Origin of the sequence: Mucilaginibacter dorajii (assembly GCF_024808255.1) — a bacterium.
Taxonomy (GTDB): Bacteria; Bacteroidota; Bacteroidia; order Sphingobacteriales; family Sphingobacteriaceae; genus Mucilaginibacter; species Mucilaginibacter dorajii.
Genome location: NZ_JANTYS010000012.1, coordinates 153,711 through 172,974 on the forward strand (window position 1 = coordinate 153,711; position 19,264 = coordinate 172,974).

Here is a 19,264-nt window from a genome sequence, read left to right on the forward strand (position 1 = left end):
TAAAATGTTCAATTGAATTAAATGAAAACCAAAACTACACTTACTGCAGCAGTATTAACTGCCTTATGGATTTCGGGCTGCTCCGGCGGAAAAGAGCAAAAGAACGGTCCAGACACTTTAGCTGTCAACGTATTTAACTTAAGCAGCAAATCCATACCGGCCAACAACAATACCGTTTACGATGGTACTCTTGAAGCCGATAAAACCATCGATTTGAGTTTCCAGGTTTCAGGAACCATTTTATCACTCCCGGTTCATACCGGCGATTATGTTAAAAAAGGGCAACTGGTTGGTTCTGTTGATGAAACTACTTACCGCAACCAGTATGATGCCCAGCTGGCACAAGCAAAACTCGCCCGCGAAAACTACAACCGTATCAATGAAGTATTTAAAAAAGGCAGCGTTGCCGAGATAAAAATGCTGGAAGCCAGGTCTAATTTTGACCAGGCAACATCGGCCGCGCAGGCAACCTATCAAAACATTGCCCATACCCACCTTTATGCCCCTGTGAGCGGCTATGTTGGCGAAAAGAAAGCCGAAGCCGGCGCGGTAGCCAATCCCGGGCAACCGGTTTTACAGTTGCTGGATACCCGCTCTGTTAAAGTACTGGTAGCAGTGCCCGAAAGTGAAATTAACCGGTACAAAGCAGGAACACCAGCTACGGTAAAAATTGATGCCCTTGGGGATACTCCTTTACAAGGCCACGTTGCCGAGGTAGGCGTTTTAGCCCTCAATGGCAGCGCGAACTACAATGTAAAGATTACCCTGGCCAATAATGATATGAAGTTAAAACCAGGTATGCTATGTAAAGTGGTGTTTGATAAAGCAAGCAACGCTGCAAACGCTGCCGAAAACACCAAAGAAGTGATAGTTCCGGTACAAGCTGTACAGGTGGATGAAAAAGGGAACAGCTTTGTATATATCATCACTGCCGATCATAAGGCTGCCAGGAAGGAAGTAAGCACCGGCCAGCTTTACAGCAAAGGTATAGTTATCCAATCAGGCCTCACTGGCAATGAGCAGGTGATAACCTCGGGCTACCAGAAACTTGCCGATCAAACCCCTGTAATTGTCGATAACTAACCGCAGACGATGAAAAAGAAAGGTAATTTAATTGAATGGGCTATGGAATACCATGTATTTCCGCTTGCCCTGTCTGCTATATTTTTTATCCTCGGCATTACCGCGCTGTTCAACATGCCGCGAAACGAGTTTCCCGATTTTACCATACGGCAAGGTTTAATCATTGGTCAATATCCGGGTGCTTCATCTAAACAGGTAGAAGAACAGCTGACCAAAAAAGTAGAAGAGTACTTGTTCAGCAATAACGAGATCAATAAGAAAAAAACGTATTCCTACTCCCGCGATGGGGTGATGTATGTATTTGTTGAAGTTGCCGATAATTTAAATGCTATTCAAACCAAGGCATTTTGGAACAAGATTAAAAATGGCATGCTCATTTTGCAAAGCCAGTTACCCAAAGAGGTTAAGGGTTTTTATATAGATAGTGAGTTTGGTAACACATCGGCCATGCTGATGGCGGTAGAATCGAAAACCAGGCCCTACAAGGAGCTGCTGCGCAATGTAGAAGATATTGAAGCCGAACTGCGCCAGGTACAGGACGTTGCCAAAATAACCCACACCGGCAACCTAAACGAGCAGATAACGGTGTATGTAGATAACAATAAGCTGTTGCAAAAGGGTGTATCGGTAAACAATATTATGCAGATCCTGCAAAACGAAGGCGCTATCAATGCTGCAGGCAAGGAAGAAGGCGATGTTGTTGATGAGCCCATCCACCTTAGTACTTTTTATAAAACTGAAGCTGAGCTTGCAGAGCAGATCATCAGGCAGGATGCCAACGGCAACTCAGTACGCCTGCGCGATGTAGCTACCTTGAAACGGGAGTACGATGAACCCGATAGCTATGTAACCTCAAACGGCACCAAATCTATAGTGATTTCGCTGGAGATGATCACCGGCAAAAACATTGTACAATTTGGTAAAGAACTGGAAGAGCACATAGATAAAATAAGCCGCCATTTACCGGCTGATGTTCAATTGGTTAAACTGGCAGACCAGCCCGAAGTGGTAGATGATTCTATCAGTCATTTCATGAAAGAGTTTGCCTTTGCCCTTATCGGTGTAATAGCGGTAGCCCTGTTGTTGTTGCCTTTAAGGGTAGCGGCGGTTGCGGCAGCAACTATCCCAATTACCATTGCAGCAACACTGGGTATCATGTATATGGTTGGTATAGAGCTTGACACGGTAACCTTAGCCGCTTTAATTGTGGTACTGGGCATAGTTGTGGATGATCCGATAGTGGTGATTGATAATCACGTTGAAAAACTGGATCATGGCATGTCGGTATGGGATGCGGCTAAAAGCAGCGCGCAGGAATTGTTCCCTTCGGTATTTACAGCCACGCTGGCTATATCGGCCACTTTTGTTCCCCTTGCTTTTTTCATGACAGGCGTATCTAAAGATTTTATCAGGCTGTTCCCGGTAACCATCATGATAGCGCTAACCCTATCGCTACTGATATCTATGCTGCTGGTGCCTTTTTTCAACACCATTTTTATCAAAAAAGGATTATTGCATGGTAAAAACGACGAGAAAAGATCCTTCCTGGATAGGCTTCAGGATTTCTTTAACAGCCATATAGGCAACTCCATGAAACATTACAAGCTAACCGTATTTTTTGGAATAATGGCTGTTGTGCTTGGCATAGGCATGATGGGCTTTTTACCCCAGCAGCTGTTCCCTAAGGTGGAACGAAATCAATTCGCGATGGAGATTTACCTGCCCAGTGGTTACAACCTATCGCAAACAGATAGTGTGGTAAAGGGCATGGAGCGCATTTTGAAACAGGATAAGCGCATTGTTACTTATACCAGTTTCATTGGCAGCAGTTCGCCGCGTTTCCATTCGGTTTATGCCCCAAACCTTCCGGCAAAAAACTATGCCCAGATACTGATCAAAACAGAATCTGAAGATGCTACCGAAAAGGTGATCATTGAATACCAGAAAAAGTATAGCAACCTGTTTCCCTCGGCTTATGTACGTATGAAACAGCTGAATATGATCAATGCCCTTGCCCCTATTGAAGTAAGGATAAGCGGAAACGATATAGCGGCTTTAAAACAGGTTGCCAATAAAGTTTTGGCTATAGGCAAAACCCACAAACAGGTAACCTGGGCCAGAACGGATTATAACGAAATGCAGCCCTCACTTAAAATTGATGTAAAAACGGCCGAAGCAGCAAGGCTTGGGCTAAGCAAAAGTGACATTGCCAACGCAGTATCCATGCATACCGAAGGCATTACCGCTACCCAACTTTGGGAAAACACCTATGCGGTGGATGTGAAGATCAAAACGCCCAAAGCGACCAGGAGCAACCTTGCTAATTTACAGGACCTAAACATCGTATCGCCCCAAACTAAATCCATTATTCCGCTCAGGCAGGTGGCCGATGTGGAGCAGGATTGGAACGACGGACAAATTACCCGCCGAAACAGTGTACGCACGCTAACCGTTAGGATGGATGTAACCCAGGAGGCGGTGGCCAATGCCGTTTTGATGGACCTGCAACCGGCCATTGAAAAAATAAAACTGCCACAGGGAGTCGAGATCCGTTATGGGGGCGAGTTTGAGCTGCAGGGCGAAAACCAGGGCCCGATGGGTGTTGCGTTAGGCGTGAGTATTGTATTGATATTCCTGATTCTGCTTTGGCACTTTAAACACCTAAAACACGCGCTGTTAAGTATAACCACCATGCCGTTAAGCTTGCTTGGCGCATCCTTCGGCTTACTGGTAGCGGGTTATCCTTTTGGATTTACTTCATTTTTGGGCCTGCTTGCCCTTTGCGGCATTGTGGTGCGTAATGGTATTATCCTGATAGATTTTGCCGAAGAACTACGGCTGCACGAAGGAAAATCTGTATTTGAAGCCGCGAAGCTATCTGCAGAGCGCCGGATGCGGCCAATTTTCCTTACCTCATCTGCAGCGGCTGTTGGGGTGATCCCAATGGTGATCAGCCGGTCGTCGCTTTGGGGGCCGCTTGGTACCGTAATCTGCTTCGGCCTATTGGTATCCATGCTGCTCACCCTATTTGTGCTGCCAACCCTGTACTGGCTTTTCTTCCGCAAGGAAGATCAAAACAAACCGGATAGCCAAACACCGGAAACTGTAACCGCATAAGTTCATGATCATGAAAACATTCTTTTTTTCCATATTCATTTTAACGTGCCTGCAGGCTGGTGCCCAGCAGCACATTATATCCCTGCAAGAGAGTAAGCAGGCGGCCCTGGCCTATAGTTATGCCTTAAAAAATGGCGAGTTAAAAATCAGTTCGGCACAGGCCGACGTTGCAGCAGCCAAGTCAGATTATCTGCCTTCGGTGAGCGCCACCGGGGTGGGGTTGTTTGGCTTTAAAGATTTTGTATCGGCCATGCCTCCCCTTTTAGAAAAAGGCATTGATAATTTTTACCTGTTTGGCGTAACCGGTACCGAATCGCTTTATGCCGGCGGTAAAATTAAAACAGGCAACCAGTTAGCCGCATTGCAGCTGCAGGTAAGCCAGATCAGGAAAAAGCAGTCGGCAGATTCTGTAGTATTGTTAACCGAACAAAAATACTGGAACCTGGTAAACATACAGGAGCAGCAAAAAACCATACTGGTTAATGAGGCATTACTTAACGCCGTGCTTAAAATGCAAAAAAATATGCTGGCGTCGGGCTTAATAGCGCGTAACGATTTGCTGAAAGTGAAGGTGCAGCTTAGCCAGCTATTGGTTAATAAAAGCAAACTGCAAAACGGACGCCATGTTGCCCAATTGGATTTTTCGATGTATACCGGCATTCCTTTTGATTCACTAATGGTGATGCAGGATACGCTTAACAAAAAAACCACACCGGCGCTGCCTGCTTTGCAGCCTGATACTAACTTAAACGGCAATGCCAATTATCAATTACTAACCAGGCGCATCGAAGGCGAAAAACTGCAGACCCGCCTTGCCAATGGTGATAACCTGCCCAGCCTGGCAATTGGCCTCAGTGCATCACAAACGGGATCAATCAACAGCGGGATTGGAAGCAATTTTGCACCGGCCAGCTTTGTTACGCTAAGTATCCCCATATCAAACGGTTTATGGGGCCGTGGCAAGCAAAAGATTAAACAGCACCGCATTAGTGAGCAAATAGCACGTAATGATTTCAATGACGGACAAAATCAATTAAAAGTAGGTATTGTGCGCTATTGGTATGATATGCAAGACCAGCTTACACAGATAAGTTATGCCAAAGACAACCTGGAACAGGCTACCGAAAACTTAAAAGTTAACCAGGATAATTATAAAGCCGGTTTAGCTACCATTTCGGAAGTGCTGGATGCACAGGCCGCTTACCAGCAGGCCTCAAGCACCGTGGCGACCGCATTTGCCGATTTTTATGTACGATGGGCCGTATACAATTACGTTACTGCAAAAACAGAGAGTCAGCCGCAATAGCTGCTCTTACTAAAATCCTGGGGGAAATGGTGAACAATATCAACCTGCCACAATGGAAGATAAAAGAACACATTTGATAGATAACGCCATCGGGCTTTTTATTAAACATGGTATCGTAAGCGTAACTATGGATGAAGTAGCGGGGGCTTCAGGCATGTCGAAGAAAACACTTTATCAGCATTTTGCCAATAAAGGCATCCTTGTTGAAGCTGTTGTTGACCTGCTCATTAAACAGGGCGATGATATCCTCAGGGCAAACTCTAATACAGCGCTTGATCCTGTTAGGGAGTTATTTCTTCAACAGGATCTTTTTAATCATTTGATTACCTTAAGGTATATTTTTAACGACCTGGTATTACAAAGATATCCCAGAGCCCACAGAGCCCTTCATCATTTTAAAAATGATACCATGAAAAAGGCTATCGAAATAAACCTGGAATGTGGTATAAAAAAAGCACTTTACAGACCCGAAATCGATATTCAAACCACGGCCAGCATTTACACCTCGGTAACCGACTTCTTTTTATTCAATAGTTTACGGGGTCCCGGCGATATATTTGCGGCGCTCCACCTGTTTATAAACAGCATAACAACAACCGAAGGACGCCGTATTTTTGCCGGTTTATAGGTTCTACAAATAGGTAGCCGCTATGCGGCATGATTGGCGTGAGGGAGACCTTGTCTACAAATAGGTAGCCGCTATGCGGCATAATTGGCGTGAGGGACCTTGTCTACAAATAGGTAGCCGCTATGCGGCATGATTGGCGTGAGGGATCTTCTCTACAAATAGGTAGCCGCTATGCGGCATGATTGGCGTGAGGGACCTTGTCTACAAATAGGTAGCCGCTATGCGGCATGATTGGCGTGAGGGATCTTCTCTACAAATAGGTAGCCGCGATGCGGCATGATTGGCGTGAGGGATCTTCTCTACAAATAGGTAGCCGCGATGCGGCATAATTAGCGCGGGGATCTTTTCTACAAACAGGTAGCCGCGATGCGGCATGACTGGCGCGGGGATCTTTTCTACAAATAGGTAGCCGCTATACGGCATAATTGGCGTGAGGGATCTTCTCTACAAATAGGTAGCCGCTATGCGGCATGATTGGCTTGAGGGATCTTCTCTACAAATAGGTAGCCGCTATGCGGCATGATTGGCGTGAGGGATCTTCTCTACAAATAGGTAGCCGCTATGCGGCATGATTGGCACATTTGACCCTTTTTACAAATAGGTAAAATAGGTAGCCATAATGCGGCATGATTGGCGTGGGGATCTTCTCTACAAACGGGTAGCCGCGATGCGGCAATTAAAGATCTTTATTCGTTTGCTTGACCAAACGCTTCCCAAATAACTGCCAATTCCAATACGCCGATCTGCCGCATAGCGGCTACCTATTTGTAGCCAATTCCGAATGAAGTTTATGCCGCATAGCGGCTACCTGTTTCTTCTCTTTAACATGATTTTTCCGACACGCATATCTGTCTCAAGCCACTTAATTTATTAGATTTGGTTATGCCAAATACCTATACACAATTATATATCCATTGCGTTTTTGCTGTCAAATACCGGCTGGCCGTTATAGAACCTCAATGGGAAGATGACCTGCATAAATACATTACTGGCATCGTAAAAAATAACGGACATAAAATGCTGGCCATTAACTCGGCCACCGACCATTTACATATGTTCATCGGTCTCGATCCGCAACAATCAATCTCCGAAATGATGCGGCTCGTAAAAGGCGATAGCGCGGAGTTTATTAACAAATCGGGATTTACAAAAAGGAAGTTCCAATGGCAACGAGGCTATGGCGCATTCAGTAATAGTAAATCGCATATTGATGGGGTGGTAAAATACATCCTTAACCAAAAACAACATCACCTTAAAAAATCATTCAGGGATGAATATCTGGAAATATTAAAAGGTTATGATGTTGAATTCGATGAAGAATACATCTTCACCGATCTACTGGATTAAGTTGATACGCTCCTGTAATATAACGCCCCGTAAACACGAAGGGGCAGAATGCATTAAGCCCGGCTTTGTGTTAAGTTATATAATACCAATTTACCCTACAGAACCTGGAATGCCTTTTGGGTCATTGGCTTTGGAAAGTAAGAGGTAACGCACGAATAATTTTTTGACCGGGAAATATCTTTAGGCAAAATGGAGAATGAAACAATATGAATAGTGATCTCTTTAGCAAGCGTTCCTGATATTTGGTTATACTCGTCCAAAAAATCCCATCCACTAAAAGAATCCATATATAGGTCAAGGAAAATTACGTCGGGGAGTTCGGTGGGTTTGTGCATATTATCCTTAAGGAATTTAATAGCACTTTTAGCGTCCATATAATACTTAACATCTTCAAAAGTATTTGATTTGGCCTGGTGATTTTTAATGATGGCTATATCAATGTAGTTATCATCAATACACAATAAACGTTTTGACATAAGGTAGGGGTTAGTAGCCAAATATAGCAATTAGTTGTAAAGTTAAAGCTAAATATATTTTTTTAATTAAATAAGTTAATCAACTATTACACAACACTATAACAAGGTAATATTATTGAATTTAAAAGCACAGTCGGGTAACATAGTTAAGTTTTTAATATTACGATTAGTTAAGGTAATATCCATCCTGTTTATTGATATAATAGCAACTTTTTTTCTCAGAATAGAATTATTGCCGCATACATATAGGAAGATCAATGCATGCAATTAAAAAAAAGTTACTTGCAACGGAAGAATTAAAAGCAACTATTAGGGCTAAATATTTACACCACCTCCCTCACCCCCGGCACCCTCACCACGCCCAGGGCAACTAAAAATGATATGCCCACTACAAGTGTGGCCACCAGCAATTTAACAGCAGGATCGGCCGTTCAGGGCTTAAGCAGCATGGATACTGAAATAAGTATCAGCGGGTGTAAAATTTGGCAGCTATAGCATTCGGGGTTTACAAACTGTCCATCGCTTAAGCTTGTGTACCATTTATTATTTTCCCTCACCCATCCAGGCTACAGCCTGCATACTTTCATGGCTGCCACCAATTATTGCTGAATATAGTTCAGGTCGGCGGGCTTTAAGGTATCGGTATCCTCCGGCCTGCTTTAATTTTTCGGGGTTGAGCTCAGCAAAGGCTACTTCATTGTTAAGTGAGCGGCATTCTGCTAAAATATCACCAAATGGATCGATGATCATGGCGCAGCCATTTTTTAACTGATCATCATCCATACCAATTGGATTTGAGAAAACCGCGTAAATGCCATTATCATAAGCGCGTGCAGGCAACCACTTCATTAGCCAGGCACGGCCTTTTAAGCTGTCGAACTCTTCGCGTAAAAGCTGCTTGTTCTTTTCCTTATCCAGCCAAAGCCTGGCATCAACAAACCCGGCCCCCGGTCTGGGCGATGGTGTACACATAGTAACGTGGGGCATAAATATCACCTGTGCACCAAGCAGGGTTGTAGCCCTTACATTTTCAATGATATTATTATCGTAACAAATAAGGATCCCGCATTTCCATCCATATAAATCAAATACGGTGTAGCTATCGCCCGGTACAAGGTGCGGGTTAATAAAAGGATGAAGTTTGCGGTGTTTGGCAACCAGTCCGTTTTTATCTACACATACGTAAGCCTTAAAAAGATTACCGGCCAGGTCTTTTTCAAACAAGCTGGCCAGCACCGCGATGTTAAACTCCGCGGCAATGGCAATGAGTGCCGTTACGGATGTCCCGTTGGGAATTACCTCGGCAAGCTCGGTCAGTTCGGCTTTTGATAAGTTTCGGGCAAATGTGTAGCCGGTAACAGAGCATTCGTGAAAAGCAATTGCGCCAGCCCCTTGCTGCGCTGCTTTTTGGGTAAGTTCCCTAATGATACTTAAATTATAAGCTTTGTTGCCGCTGCGGTTTTCAAATTGGGCGGTCGCTATTTTCAAATTTTCCATAGTTTACTTTGTTGTAAGGCAAAATTATGGAGTGCCTGACGATTGTCTTTGTAAAAAACCGACAATTATAAACCTGCGGTAGTTTGCAGGAAATTTAAAGCAAGCACATTACTGTTACCGGCATATTGCTGCGGTGTTAAGCCTGCGTTTTTCTTAAAATAATTATTCATATGGGGCTGATCATAATAACCGCCTTCATAATACAAATCGCCTATTTTGGTGGTTGCCCGACCCTCCCTGAGCAGTTTCAAAAAATTGCCCATTTTAATAATGCCGCAAAACTTTTTTGGACCGATGCCTACCTGGGTTTTAAATTTCCGTTCCAATTGCTTTTCGGTAACAGGAAGTTCCTTTAAAAGTGATTCAACACTAATGATCCCCTTGCGCCGCGTAATGAGGTTAATGGCATGGGGCACCAATAGATCGGGCTGTACAAAAAGCCTCATTTTTTGGAGGAAGAACTTTTCAATATGCTCAATTTTAGCCTGATAGTGAGGAGCGTTTAAAACCTGATCTTCCAGATCGGCGCCCTGTTGCCCAAACAGGTATTTCAAATCCAGCTTGATATTGTTGAGTTCGACAACAGGCATCTTTGTAAGTGCATAAATGGCATAGGGCTGCAAAACAACAACCAACATTTTTAAGCTGCCTGCCGACAACAGATTTTGGTATTGCGTGATCTGCCCGTACAAAAAACTTTGAGGATGAAGGTAGTTTTCATTTTGATGGCGCTGCCAAAGCGGTTGCGACGAGTAAAAAACAATGCCGGGATTACCATCGGCAAAAATCCTGAGATTCAGCGTCTGCGTAGCCTCATTTTCCAATACCAGGTAGTGTTTAATAAGATGAGCTAACGAAGCAGCGGGCAAAATTTGCATATACACCTATATGATATAAAGGTACATATTTCAAACAAGCCTGAAGGGCAGGCGATATGTTTATAATTAATCGCTTATTTCCAAATTGGCAAAGTCATTGGTTAGCCCGTCAGAGTAAAGGCCAAATAGCCCGTCCTTTCGGTCGCTTAACATGGTTACAGTTAATGAAGGAGTGGTAGAATGGTTTACATAAACAGTTAGCAAATCACCTTTAATCACAATAGTGGCATGAAACCAGGCATCCATATCGGGCACAGGAGTAACTTTATTTTCATAAACACCAGGATGTTCTTTACGGAGCTTAGCATAATCATTATCGGGAATGTGCATGTACGCTACCGACCATTTATGCCTTGCCGTATCCACATGTTTAAAATTAAAGGGTCGAAAATAAAGGATATCGCAGGTGGTGGTATCTGTACCGCGAAAAGCTATCCCCAGGAAACTTTTCAAAAACTCATTTTTGCCCCTCAGGTCAATATCAACTGTACCGTTTTTAAAGTTGATCCCTTTAATCCAAATGATGCCTTTAGTGGTGATGGCTCCTTGTTTGGCGCCTTCCAAAACCTGCGTTTGATGGGCGGGAACGGTAATGAGTCTGCCTGCTTTTAATAATTGCTGCAAGTTATATTGCTTTACCTGCGCGCCCGCGGCTATTGAGCAAATACTAAGCAACACGCACAGTTTTAATTTGATTAATGATAGCCTTTTCATTTGCCTTATTTTAAAGTAAACATACAGCATTGTATGGCTATTGGGCAGTTCAAACCTGTGCAAGTTTGTTCAAGTTTTGATAAGGGGAGTTTTGAGATTGGTATGCGTATTAAAGAAAATGTCATTTCGAACGAGCATGCGCAGAGAAAAGCGGTGGGCGAGGAGAAACTATCTCTTGAGCGCACAAATCCCTGCAGGTTCGTTCGAAATGACAACTCTTTTTATTTTGGCCAAAAGCTTAACAAACTATGGGTATGCGGTTGGCCTGTACCCGGCACCGGCCAACATTCATGTTTCAAGAGCGTGCTTGAAACAAATGGGATACGAACTATCAGACATGGAAGATAGAGATTATGGCCAAACGCTTTTTTTTACCGACGACGATGGCTACTCCTATTGTTTTAGGATTGCTACATCAACATAATTTTTTATGCCGATTTCCAGATCTTGAACACATTTTTGTACCGGGCTTCGTTATCCTGGATAATAATTGACAAATGATTTTGCCGAACGGGGAAGTGTTGATCAATAACCCGGTAAATTTGCTGAAGCACATTACCCAATCTCGATTCAAAATCAGTCTGGCTTATTTTGATCAGTACCTGGTTGCCCAGGCTGGCTACGGTACCATGATCGCCAAGTTCGTTTTTCAACAAGTGAATTACATCAGTTGTGAACGTTCTGGCAGCCATTTCTGCCAGCGAAATAATTTCATTCATAGTTTGATCCTAAAATATCTCAATCTTAAAAATTAATGAGAACAGCGAGGAGTTGTTTCGCGCATTTTTTTTTGATCTTTTAGCAGCTTCCGGAACATCACCTTTCATCAATACTATAACAGGAAAGGATTTAAAAAAGTTTAAAAAAACATGCAAATTACTTAACTGTGACAAGTAAAAACAGGTTCCATACCATAATACATTGAAAATTAAAACCTTATCATTATATTTGTTTTACTTAAAAACAATTGCAATGTATTTACTTAGAAAAATCAATTATAATAGCTTTACTGGTAAAATCATTTTATTAATTATAATCTCAATATCGGTTTTATTTATCGGGTATATGTTTGGGAAGTGTATTTGGTATTTGTCACACTAATAAAATTGGGGCTTTCAATCCTGACCTAACTGATACGTAGCTACCTAAATAAATTAGTTTTAATACTTTAGCTCTTCTATCCAATCACCCACTGTTTTCAATGCAACCGGGTTTATAGTTTCTTCAATTTGGCCGTATTCGGCAAGGCTGCCTGTGGTAGCTTTTTGTAATAAGTGATTTAAATTGGCCAATGGCACCACCTGGTAATGCTTGTTACCACCTTTTTCCATACTTGCTTTAATACCTGCAAGGTTTTCGGTGCTGCTTACCTGTTTATCTAATGTACCATTGATGGCCAACAGCGGGCAGGTAACTTTTTTCAGATAATCATCAGGGTTTAAGGTCATAAAATACCTTAACCAGGGACTTACAATACTTGCCGATTTGGCTTTTACAAATTCATCCGCGGTTTGGTTACCCAGCGTGCCTGATGAAAACACGCGCGCTATCTGGTACAACAAAGTATCGGCCTTTATCTTAAACGCTGCTGTTGGCAGGTTTTGGTTTTCCCTGATAAGTTGATAAATTTTATTGTTAGATGCCAGCGCCTGTGTTATTGCTTTTTCAGGCGCACCCAATAATCGCATCTGATCGGCCGATTGTTTTTGCATCAATACCTCGGATGGTACACCCGGGCCTGCCAACAGCACCACAAACTTAACCGCTTTATTTCGGCTGGCTACCATGGGCGCTATAATGCCGCCTTCGCTATGCCCCATGAGGCCGATGGCTGCATATTTAAGATCGGCACGTGAGCTCAGGTAATTCACAGCTGCTTCGGCATCGTCGGCAAAATCGGCTGTGGTGGCCCCGGTAAAATCGCCTGTTGATTTGGCTATACCCCGGTCATCATATCTTAACACAGCAACGCCCCGGCGGGTAAGCCAATCGCTCCAAACCAAAAACGGACGGTGATTAAACAATTCCTCGTTACGGTTTTGCGGCCCCGAGCCGGTTATCAATACCACTACTTTTGATACTTTGCCATTGGCAGGTATGGTTAAGGTGCCGGCTAACCGGTCGCCGGCTTTGGGGTTTATAAAAGTAACTTCCTCCTGCTTATATGGAAAATCTTTAGGGTCCTGGGGGCGTGCAGCTGGCTTAGTCGCTATTGCCGAGTTTTTATTTGTAGATAATACCAGTGGTAATATAGCAGCACCTTGTGTAAAAGAGCCTTTGATCTTGTTACTATCGGGCACAAAAGTACCGGTGTATTTGATATCGAATGTCGTGGCATCAATAGTAACCTGATTACCAATAACAGTGGTTGCCGTAGTTGCCAGCTGTTTGCCTCCCTGATCGGGGCTATCCCAGGTGGTAGTGTATTTATCTGCCGTTCTCAAAATGTGAAACACCAAATGTATCGATGTACCATTCACATTTAAAATACCATACCAATCGCCGGCAATACTTTGGGCAAATGACGTAGTAACAGCTAAAATAAAAACGAAAGTAACAAGGCATTTTTTCATTTGTGACAGATTTTAAGCCAAGATAGCTTTTTTGGGCTAATTTGGATAGTGGGACCATGGGATTTTGGGATGATAAGACTTTGGGACTTCAGGATTCGGAGGCGACAGGAAACAAACCCACAAAGCTGTTTTAATGTTTATTTAAAAGATTTACAAACATTATACTCAGCCATAAGTACCTCATAAAACATAGTTATGGCTGAGTATATATTTTATAATCGGCCACAAGTATATTTAAAAACATAGTTGTGGCTGAGTATATATTTTTATAATCGGCCACAACTATGTATATTTGTATAGTTATGGCTGATTATACTACACCAATAGTTAGCCACAATTATAAATTTCACAACATTTTATAGCTATATAGATGAAAGAAATTATTGGCCGCATAGATGAAAAACGGATACTTGAGCAAACTTTAAAATCTACCGAGGCAGAACTGATTGCCATATTTGGCCGCAGGCGGGTAGGTAAAACATACCTTATCCGCAAATTCTTTCAAAAACAAATGATTTTTGAGTTTTCGGGCGTTCATAATGCAACTTTAAGGGAACAGCTAACAAACTTCAGCAATACATTGGCCGAAGCAATGAAATTACCTGTTCCTCCTGTCATCCCAGCCAACTGGACACAAGCTTTTCAAATGCTTAAAAATTATGCGGAGCCGCTGCTAAAGAAAAATAAATGTGTTATTTTTTTGGACGAGTTTCCGTGGCTAAGTTCCGCAAAATCGGGATTTTTGCCGGCCTTTGAGTTTTTTTGGAATTCATGGGGAACAAAGCAAAACAACCTAATTTTAACCATTTGTGGCTCCGCAGCATCCTGGATGATTCAAAAGGTAGTAAACAATAAAGGCGGTTTGCATAACAGGATCACCCGCAAACTGAGGTTGCTCCCTTTTACCCTTGCCGAAACCGGTGAATATTTGAAGCACAACAACGTAAATCTTGATCACTATCAAATAGCACAGTTATACATGGTTGTAGGCGGAATTCCGCAATACTTAAAAGATATTTTACCGGGGCAAAGCGCGGCCCAGAATATCGACCGGATATGCTTTACCAAGGATGGCGCTTTACAAAATGAATTCAATAACCTTTACCGGTCGTTATTTGCCGAGGCAGATAAACATATTTTGGTTGTAAGAGCACTTGCCGATAAACCATCGGGCTTAACCCGCAAAGAAATCATTACCGAATGTGGTTTATCAACCGGTGGTACAGCCACACTACTCCTTGAAGAGTTAACAGAATCGGGCTTTATATCTCCTTACCTCCCGTTTGAAAAAAACACGCGCGACAGCATTTATAAACTTTCTGACGAGTACTCAAGATTTTACCTGAAATTCATGGAAAGCAGTCGTGCTACAGGCACCGGAACCTGGATCAAATTATCCACAACCCCATCCTGGCGAAGTTGGAGCGGCTTAGCTTTTGAAAGTGTTTGTTTAAAACATACCAAAGAGATTAAAGCAGCATTAGGTATAGCAGGGGTTTATACCGAAGAATCGGCGTGGAGGTATGCTCCTGGCAAAGGCCGGCAGGGGGCACAAATAGATTTACTATTTGACAGACAGGATTTTTGCATTAGCATTTGCGAAATGAAGTTTTCGACCACAGCCTTTACAATAGACAAAGCCTATGCTGCAGAACTGGTGCAAAAAAGAGATGTTTTCAAAAGCAAAACCAAAACCTCAAAAACATTATTTATTGTAATGGTTACCACTTTTGGCACCCAGGATAACAGCTATAAATTAGGGCTTATTCAAAACGATATTAAGCTGGAGAGTTTGTTTAAATAGCTAAATTACCAATACAAATTTATTCCAACTCTTTTGAAACCGCTTTTGCCGCCTCCAGCTGTGTATTGCGCTTATCTGCCGGGATTTTTATAAACTCTTTATAACTGGTATCAAGATAGGCTGCCAGATTAAAAGCAGGTGTAAAATATGTTTTGGGCGATGGGGTATACAGCACCAAAAAATCGTCCATATCCTTGCCTTTAAGCGGCAGGTATTCACTGATTTTTTTGGCGTTAAAAACCTGGGCTATCTGGTCCTGCTGTTCCTGGTCTTTCAAAAACGCGGCCTGTTTTTCGCGCTTATGCTCGTCCTTTTTAAAATAGCTTAAGCGTATGGCTACGCCGCCTTTATAATTGCCTTTTTCATCGCGCTGATATACCACCGTTTGGTTATGAAAATCGGGTGATTGGAACGAGCCGGTATGGGTAGCCTCAGTAGCGGTTACTTTTACCTCGTTCAGCATATTATGTTTAGGTATCAGCGATATTTCCATGGGCTTATTGCCGGTGAGCAATACGGTATCGGCGTTATAAAAGCTGCCGCTAAATACCAGGATGTCGCCATTTTTGCCGGCAATGCTAAAAGCGCCTGCCCTGTTGGTTAAAACCACATCGTGCGTGGTAATGTTTTCAACCTGTATATTTGGTAATACCACCCGCGTGGTATTTTCATACACCAGCCCTGTGCGTGTAGTTTGGCCGTATGCCAATACCGAAAATGTGCTTGCAAGGAATAACAAAAAAAAATGTTTAAGCATGGCTAAAAATAAAAAATAAATTTAAATGTAAACTGGTACGAAAGTACTTTTAACTTTAATTAACAATCAGTTATAAACACATAATCATCAAGCACTTAAAAGCTAACACCTTAAAAAAGGATAATTTATTAACTGAAATTTAATTTAAAATATAATTACATTTGATTGGTACATTTGTAAAAATTAGACCCCTGATTTAATTTTAAATATGCAGTTACAAACTTCTGGAGAGGTGGGCGGTAGTAAGTTGTCATCTGTAAACAACCTGTATAATAACTATGCCGGTATGCTGTTAGGCTACCTTTTCGAGGTGGTAAAAAGCCGTTCGGTGGCCGAGCAATACCTCATGTTGGTGTTTAATGACGTGCCCAACGAAATTGAGGAGTTTTATAAACCCGGCGTAAACGCGTTTTGTCGCCTGCAATTAATGGCCCGTAAAAAAATGGCCAGCTTTTTTGAAAATACTGAAGACCACAACACCCACAATGCTGTACAAAACAATGTGTTCATTGTTAAAAATAAATTTATAAAAGAAATGACACCCGATCAGCAACTGGTTTTTTGCGGCGCGCACTGGCATGGTAAAAGTATCAGCAAACTTGCTGCCGAAATTGGAAAACCGGAAGAGGCTGTGAGGAAATTATTGAAAGAATGTTTCACCATTATCCGGGTTGCCAAATGAGAGTTGAAGACTACATAGAAAGCGGCATTTTGGAAACCTTTGTAATGGGTGCTGCCTCTGACGATGAAACCCAGGAGTTAATGTTCATGAAAGCCCGTTTCCCCGAGGTTAACGAGGCCTTGCAGCAACTTGAGCTGGATATGGAATTGCTTGCCCGCAATATGGCTATTACGCCGCCGCCAAATACCTGGGGAAAAATTGAACAGGAAATAAACGATATCATTGTACGCGACAAAACCAGCCCTGAAAAATTCACAGAAAAAGAACGCGACAACGATGATGATTTCAAGCAATCTAAACCTTACAACAACGAACATCAGTATATAGAGGTAGAGGCCGAATCAAGCCACATGAAGATAAGCAAAAGCTGGAAATGGGTTTTTGCAGCTGTATTTGTGTTAGGTAAGATTTTTTTAGCCTGCGCCATTTATTTTTACCTGGAAAACCGACAGGCCCAGCAACAGTTGCAGGAGTTAAAAACCGAGCTTAGGCGACTCAAAAAATAATACCCTGCTACAGGTATATAATTATGTTGGTTGGTGTATATATTTGTATACCAATTTCCCTTTTTTATAAACCGTTGTTATGGACCTCGCTAATACCTTTGAGTATAAGTACGAGCGGCTTGAAAGTAAAGAGCTGATCGCTATTGTGCACAATTCCCGAAACTTTCAGCCACTTGCTGTTGAAACCGCGTATATTGAATTACAACGCAGGGTACTATCACCTGAAGAAGCCAAACAAATAACCGACGATTTCAACCTTTACCTGAAACGTAAAGTAAACCAGGAAACTATTGAAAGGGCGGCACCTAAACCGGCACAGGCAAAAACGCGCCCCGTTAAACAACCTTTTTTTACAGCAATCAGGGTGATTAACACCGTTTCGTTAACCGTGTTGGCCGTTTATTTTATAACGCTGGCACAGGGCGATACCGTGGTGTTGCATATGATAGTTCAATCAGGCTCCTATCGTCCTTCTTTTATCTGGATAGCCCTACCCTACCTGGCCTTGCCGTTTGGTGCCATTGGTTTTGGCTTAAGGCGACAATTAGGCTGGATTATGCTTAGCTGGGCTGTAATGTATAATGCCTTAAAACAAGCTTATTTTTTCATTAATGACATTGAAGCAAAACTCGACAAACATTACAGCGAAGCGATAACTATAGATAACATTGTGCAAAACAGCGTTGTTATCGCTTTCTTTTTATTGATTTCAATAGTTGTTTGTTTACCGGGGATCCGTGCAAAAATGAAAACGGGTTTACCTGCCATGTTGCTCACTATTGCCGCGGCCTTTGCTTTTTTGACATTGCAGGTGATGAAGATAATATAATGGGGGGTAGTGAGTAAGGCGTAATGTAAGTGTTGATAGTTTGAGTTGCTTAGAATAGTTTAATCCTCTTATATTTAGTTGTGTTTTTTTTTGATAAACTGAAGTCCTGTCACATTGCCAAAACCTTATGCAACAACACCCCAACCTATTTGCTGCACGATATAAAACCTTAAGCGATGCCAAATTGCTGGCTATTTTAAATAGCCCTCACAATTATCAGCCGTTAGCTATTGAGGCCGCAAATGCCGAGTTGGAAAGCCGTCAATTAAGCACAGAACTAATTGACCAGCTTAATGCCGAAGCCGAAATTACGGACCGGCAAAAAGCGCTTAAACAACAAAAGGTTGAAGCTGTTGAGCAATCGATTTTAAGTGTTATAAAGCCGCAATCGGCAGTTACCGGGAATATCTACATTACCATAGTAGCAACAATAATACTTTACGTTGTAGCGGTGAGCTATAGTGGCAGATTTGTACTCGCTAACTTGTTTAATCCTGGTTTTTATAGTGTTACTTTTTTTCACGCCGTTATACCTTACCTCCTATTCCCTGTTGGTATTGTACTTTTTACGCTCAAAAAAAAAGCAGGCTGGGTTATTATCACCGCGGTTAACATTTATAAAGCGCTGTTTCAACTGTTGATACTGCAGGGCGATATAAGCGTAAAAATGGATCACCTGTTTAGTTCCACCATTAGCTACCGCTATTTGTTTACCTCGGCAGGGGTAATACTTTTCAGCATATTGGCTTCTGTTTTTATCTGCCGCGCCGATATCCGGGTGGAATATAAGGTTAGCGACCGCCTTAAAGTGTTTAGCCTAAGCGCCGGAGTTGTGTGGCTGATGTATGATGTGTTTAAACAGTATTTTTAACGCATCCATTAATCACTAACAACTATAAAGTATAAGGTCACCCTTGAACTTGTTTCAGCCCCACTCTGATAAGTATACTTCATGTTGGTCACCTATCCCGTGGGGTGCTGAGATAAATTCAGCATGACATCGGGGATTTAAATACCAGCATAAAATCTTCCCTAAAACAAAAAAACTTACGAAGCTTTTACCCTCC

Annotated in this window: 19 protein-coding genes; 11 read left to right on the forward strand and 8 right to left on the reverse strand. The window is 42.4% G+C overall.

Features of this window, described 5'->3' with window-relative positions; genetic code table 11:
* Nucleotides 1–21: 21 nt before the first annotated feature.
* From FHS10_RS17280 to FHS10_RS17295, 4 genes are read left to right on the forward strand one after another with little or no spacing between them, the layout of a single operon-like run.
* Nucleotides 22–1,083 carry an efflux RND transporter periplasmic adaptor subunit gene (locus FHS10_RS17280; protein ID WP_259092852.1) on the forward strand — a complete coding sequence of 354 codons (1,062 nt, stop codon included), beginning with the start codon at nt 22–24 and terminating at the stop codon, nt 1,081–1,083.
* A gap of 9 nt (nt 1,084–1,092) precedes the next feature.
* Nucleotides 1,093–4,200, forward strand: a complete 3,108-nt coding sequence (locus tag FHS10_RS17285) for an efflux RND transporter permease subunit (protein WP_259092854.1) — start codon at nt 1,093–1,095, stop codon at nt 4,198–4,200.
* A gap of 10 nt (nt 4,201–4,210) precedes the next feature.
* Nucleotides 4,211–5,506 carry a TolC family protein gene (locus tag FHS10_RS17290; RefSeq protein WP_259092855.1) on the forward strand — a complete coding sequence of 432 codons (1,296 nt, stop codon included), beginning with the start codon at nt 4,211–4,213 and terminating at the stop codon, nt 5,504–5,506.
* 52 nt (nt 5,507–5,558) lie between these two features.
* Complete coding sequence (locus tag FHS10_RS17295) at nt 5,559–6,134, forward strand: TetR/AcrR family transcriptional regulator (protein WP_259092857.1); 576 nt, start codon at nt 5,559–5,561, stop codon at nt 6,132–6,134.
* A gap of 201 nt (nt 6,135–6,335) precedes the next feature.
* Here the strand turns inward: FHS10_RS17295 and FHS10_RS17300 are convergent, their stop codons facing one another.
* Nucleotides 6,336–6,557: a hypothetical protein gene (locus tag FHS10_RS17300; protein ID WP_259092858.1), complete on the reverse strand. Its 222-nt coding sequence runs from the start codon at nt 6,555–6,557 to the stop codon at nt 6,336–6,338.
* A gap of 459 nt (nt 6,558–7,016) precedes the next feature.
* On the opposite strand from FHS10_RS17300, the gene tnpA reads away from it, so the two are divergent.
* A complete protein-coding gene (tnpA, locus tag FHS10_RS17305; protein WP_259092860.1) occupies nt 7,017–7,481 on the forward strand; it encodes an IS200/IS605 family transposase in 465 nt (154 codons plus the stop codon).
* Nucleotides 7,482–7,576: 95 nt separating this feature from the next.
* Here tnpA and FHS10_RS17310 read toward each other — a convergent pair whose 3' ends face one another.
* From FHS10_RS17310 to FHS10_RS17325, 4 genes are all read right to left on the reverse strand, one after another.
* Nucleotides 7,577–7,957, reverse strand: a complete 381-nt coding sequence (locus FHS10_RS17310) for a response regulator (RefSeq protein WP_259092861.1) — start codon at nt 7,955–7,957, stop codon at nt 7,577–7,579.
* 543 nt (nt 7,958–8,500) lie between these two features.
* Nucleotides 8,501–9,454 (reverse strand): nitrilase family protein, encoded by a 954-nt coding sequence (locus FHS10_RS17315; RefSeq protein WP_259092863.1) that lies wholly within the window; start codon nt 9,452–9,454, stop codon nt 8,501–8,503.
* Between the two features lie 65 nt (nt 9,455–9,519).
* Nucleotides 9,520–10,332, reverse strand: a complete 813-nt coding sequence (locus FHS10_RS17320; protein WP_259092865.1) for a helix-turn-helix domain-containing protein — start codon at nt 10,330–10,332, stop codon at nt 9,520–9,522.
* A 66-nt stretch (nt 10,333–10,398) separates the two neighbouring features.
* Nucleotides 10,399–11,046 carry a 3-keto-alpha-glucoside-1,2-lyase-like domain-containing protein gene (locus FHS10_RS17325; RefSeq protein WP_259092866.1) on the reverse strand — a complete coding sequence of 216 codons (648 nt, stop codon included), beginning with the start codon at nt 11,044–11,046 and terminating at the stop codon, nt 10,399–10,401.
* A gap of 175 nt (nt 11,047–11,221) precedes the next feature.
* Between FHS10_RS17325 and FHS10_RS17330 the strand changes: the two genes are divergently transcribed.
* Complete coding sequence (locus FHS10_RS17330) at nt 11,222–11,470, forward strand: hypothetical protein (protein WP_259092868.1); 249 nt, start codon at nt 11,222–11,224, stop codon at nt 11,468–11,470.
* Between the two features lie 4 nt (nt 11,471–11,474).
* Here FHS10_RS17330 and FHS10_RS17335 read toward each other — a convergent pair whose 3' ends face one another.
* Both FHS10_RS17335 and FHS10_RS17340 read right to left on the reverse strand, forming a co-directional pair.
* Entirely contained in the window at nt 11,475–11,765 is a 291-nt protein-coding gene (locus FHS10_RS17335; RefSeq protein ID WP_259092869.1) for a hypothetical protein, read from the reverse strand.
* Between the two features lie 441 nt (nt 11,766–12,206).
* On the reverse strand, nt 12,207–13,619 hold the full coding sequence (locus tag FHS10_RS17340) for an alpha/beta hydrolase family protein (RefSeq protein ID WP_259092870.1): 1,413 nt from the start codon (nt 13,617–13,619) through the stop codon (nt 12,207–12,209).
* A 370-nt stretch (nt 13,620–13,989) separates the two neighbouring features.
* Between FHS10_RS17340 and FHS10_RS17345 the strand changes: the two genes are divergently transcribed.
* Complete coding sequence (locus FHS10_RS17345; protein WP_259092872.1) at nt 13,990–15,423, forward strand: AAA family ATPase; 1,434 nt, start codon at nt 13,990–13,992, stop codon at nt 15,421–15,423.
* A gap of 19 nt (nt 15,424–15,442) precedes the next feature.
* Here FHS10_RS17345 and FHS10_RS17350 read toward each other — a convergent pair whose 3' ends face one another.
* Nucleotides 15,443–16,180: a hypothetical protein gene (locus FHS10_RS17350; protein WP_259092873.1), complete on the reverse strand. Its 738-nt coding sequence runs from the start codon at nt 16,178–16,180 to the stop codon at nt 15,443–15,445.
* A gap of 208 nt (nt 16,181–16,388) precedes the next feature.
* Here FHS10_RS17350 and FHS10_RS17355 point away from each other — a divergent pair, with 208 nt between their 5' ends.
* The 4 genes from FHS10_RS17355 (at nt 16,389) to FHS10_RS17370 (ending at nt 19,068) form a co-directional block, all read left to right on the forward strand.
* Nucleotides 16,389–16,862 carry a hypothetical protein gene (locus FHS10_RS17355; RefSeq protein ID WP_259092875.1) on the forward strand — a complete coding sequence of 158 codons (474 nt, stop codon included), beginning with the start codon at nt 16,389–16,391 and terminating at the stop codon, nt 16,860–16,862.
* A complete protein-coding gene (locus tag FHS10_RS17360) occupies nt 16,859–17,368 on the forward strand; it encodes a hypothetical protein (protein ID WP_259092876.1) in 510 nt (169 codons plus the stop codon). Before FHS10_RS17355 ends, FHS10_RS17360 begins: the two co-directional genes overlap by 4 nt.
* A 79-nt stretch (nt 17,369–17,447) precedes the next feature.
* A complete protein-coding gene (locus FHS10_RS17365) occupies nt 17,448–18,197 on the forward strand; it encodes a hypothetical protein (protein ID WP_259092877.1) in 750 nt (249 codons plus the stop codon).
* Nucleotides 18,198–18,324: 127 nt separating this feature from the next.
* Entirely contained in the window at nt 18,325–19,068 is a 744-nt protein-coding gene (locus FHS10_RS17370) for a hypothetical protein (protein WP_259092878.1), read from the forward strand.
* Nucleotides 19,069–19,264: the final 196 nt, after the last annotated feature.

Excerpts from the sequence above, each read along its gene's own strand:
- FHS10_RS17310 (WP_259092861.1), bottom strand. The coding sequence starts at position 7,957 with ATGTCAAAACGTTTATTGTGTATTGATGATAACTACATTGATATAGCC.
- FHS10_RS17320 (WP_259092865.1), bottom strand. The coding sequence starts at position 10,332 with ATGCAAATTTTGCCCGCTGCTTCGTTAGCTCATCTTATTAAACACTAC.
- FHS10_RS17280 (WP_259092852.1), top strand. The coding sequence starts at position 22 with ATGAAAACCAAAACTACACTTACTGCAGCAGTATTAACTGCCTTATGG.
- FHS10_RS17360 (WP_259092876.1), top strand. The coding sequence starts at position 16,859 with ATGAGAGTTGAAGACTACATAGAAAGCGGCATTTTGGAAACCTTTGTA.
- FHS10_RS17345 (WP_259092872.1), top strand. The coding sequence starts at position 13,990 with ATGAAAGAAATTATTGGCCGCATAGATGAAAAACGGATACTTGAGCAA.
- FHS10_RS17325 (WP_259092866.1), bottom strand. The coding sequence starts at position 11,046 with ATGAAAAGGCTATCATTAATCAAATTAAAACTGTGCGTGTTGCTTAGT.
- FHS10_RS17315 (WP_259092863.1), bottom strand. The coding sequence starts at position 9,454 with ATGGAAAATTTGAAAATAGCGACCGCCCAATTTGAAAACCGCAGCGGC.
- FHS10_RS17340 (WP_259092870.1), bottom strand. The coding sequence starts at position 13,619 with ATGAAAAAATGCCTTGTTACTTTCGTTTTTATTTTAGCTGTTACTACG.
- FHS10_RS17290 (WP_259092855.1), top strand. The coding sequence starts at position 4,211 with ATGAAAACATTCTTTTTTTCCATATTCATTTTAACGTGCCTGCAGGCT.
- FHS10_RS17355 (WP_259092875.1), top strand. The coding sequence starts at position 16,389 with ATGCAGTTACAAACTTCTGGAGAGGTGGGCGGTAGTAAGTTGTCATCT.
- FHS10_RS17350 (WP_259092873.1), bottom strand. The coding sequence starts at position 16,180 with ATGCTTAAACATTTTTTTTTGTTATTCCTTGCAAGCACATTTTCGGTA.
- FHS10_RS17370 (WP_259092878.1), top strand. The coding sequence starts at position 18,325 with ATGCAACAACACCCCAACCTATTTGCTGCACGATATAAAACCTTAAGC.
- tnpA (WP_259092860.1), top strand. The coding sequence starts at position 7,017 with ATGCCAAATACCTATACACAATTATATATCCATTGCGTTTTTGCTGTC.
- FHS10_RS17285 (WP_259092854.1), top strand. The coding sequence starts at position 1,093 with ATGAAAAAGAAAGGTAATTTAATTGAATGGGCTATGGAATACCATGTA.
- FHS10_RS17365 (WP_259092877.1), top strand. The coding sequence starts at position 17,448 with ATGGACCTCGCTAATACCTTTGAGTATAAGTACGAGCGGCTTGAAAGT.
- FHS10_RS17300 (WP_259092858.1), bottom strand. The coding sequence starts at position 6,557 with ATGCCGTATAGCGGCTACCTATTTGTAGAAAAGATCCCCGCGCCAGTC.
- FHS10_RS17335 (WP_259092869.1), bottom strand. The coding sequence starts at position 11,765 with ATGAATGAAATTATTTCGCTGGCAGAAATGGCTGCCAGAACGTTCACA.
- FHS10_RS17295 (WP_259092857.1), top strand. The coding sequence starts at position 5,559 with ATGGAAGATAAAAGAACACATTTGATAGATAACGCCATCGGGCTTTTT.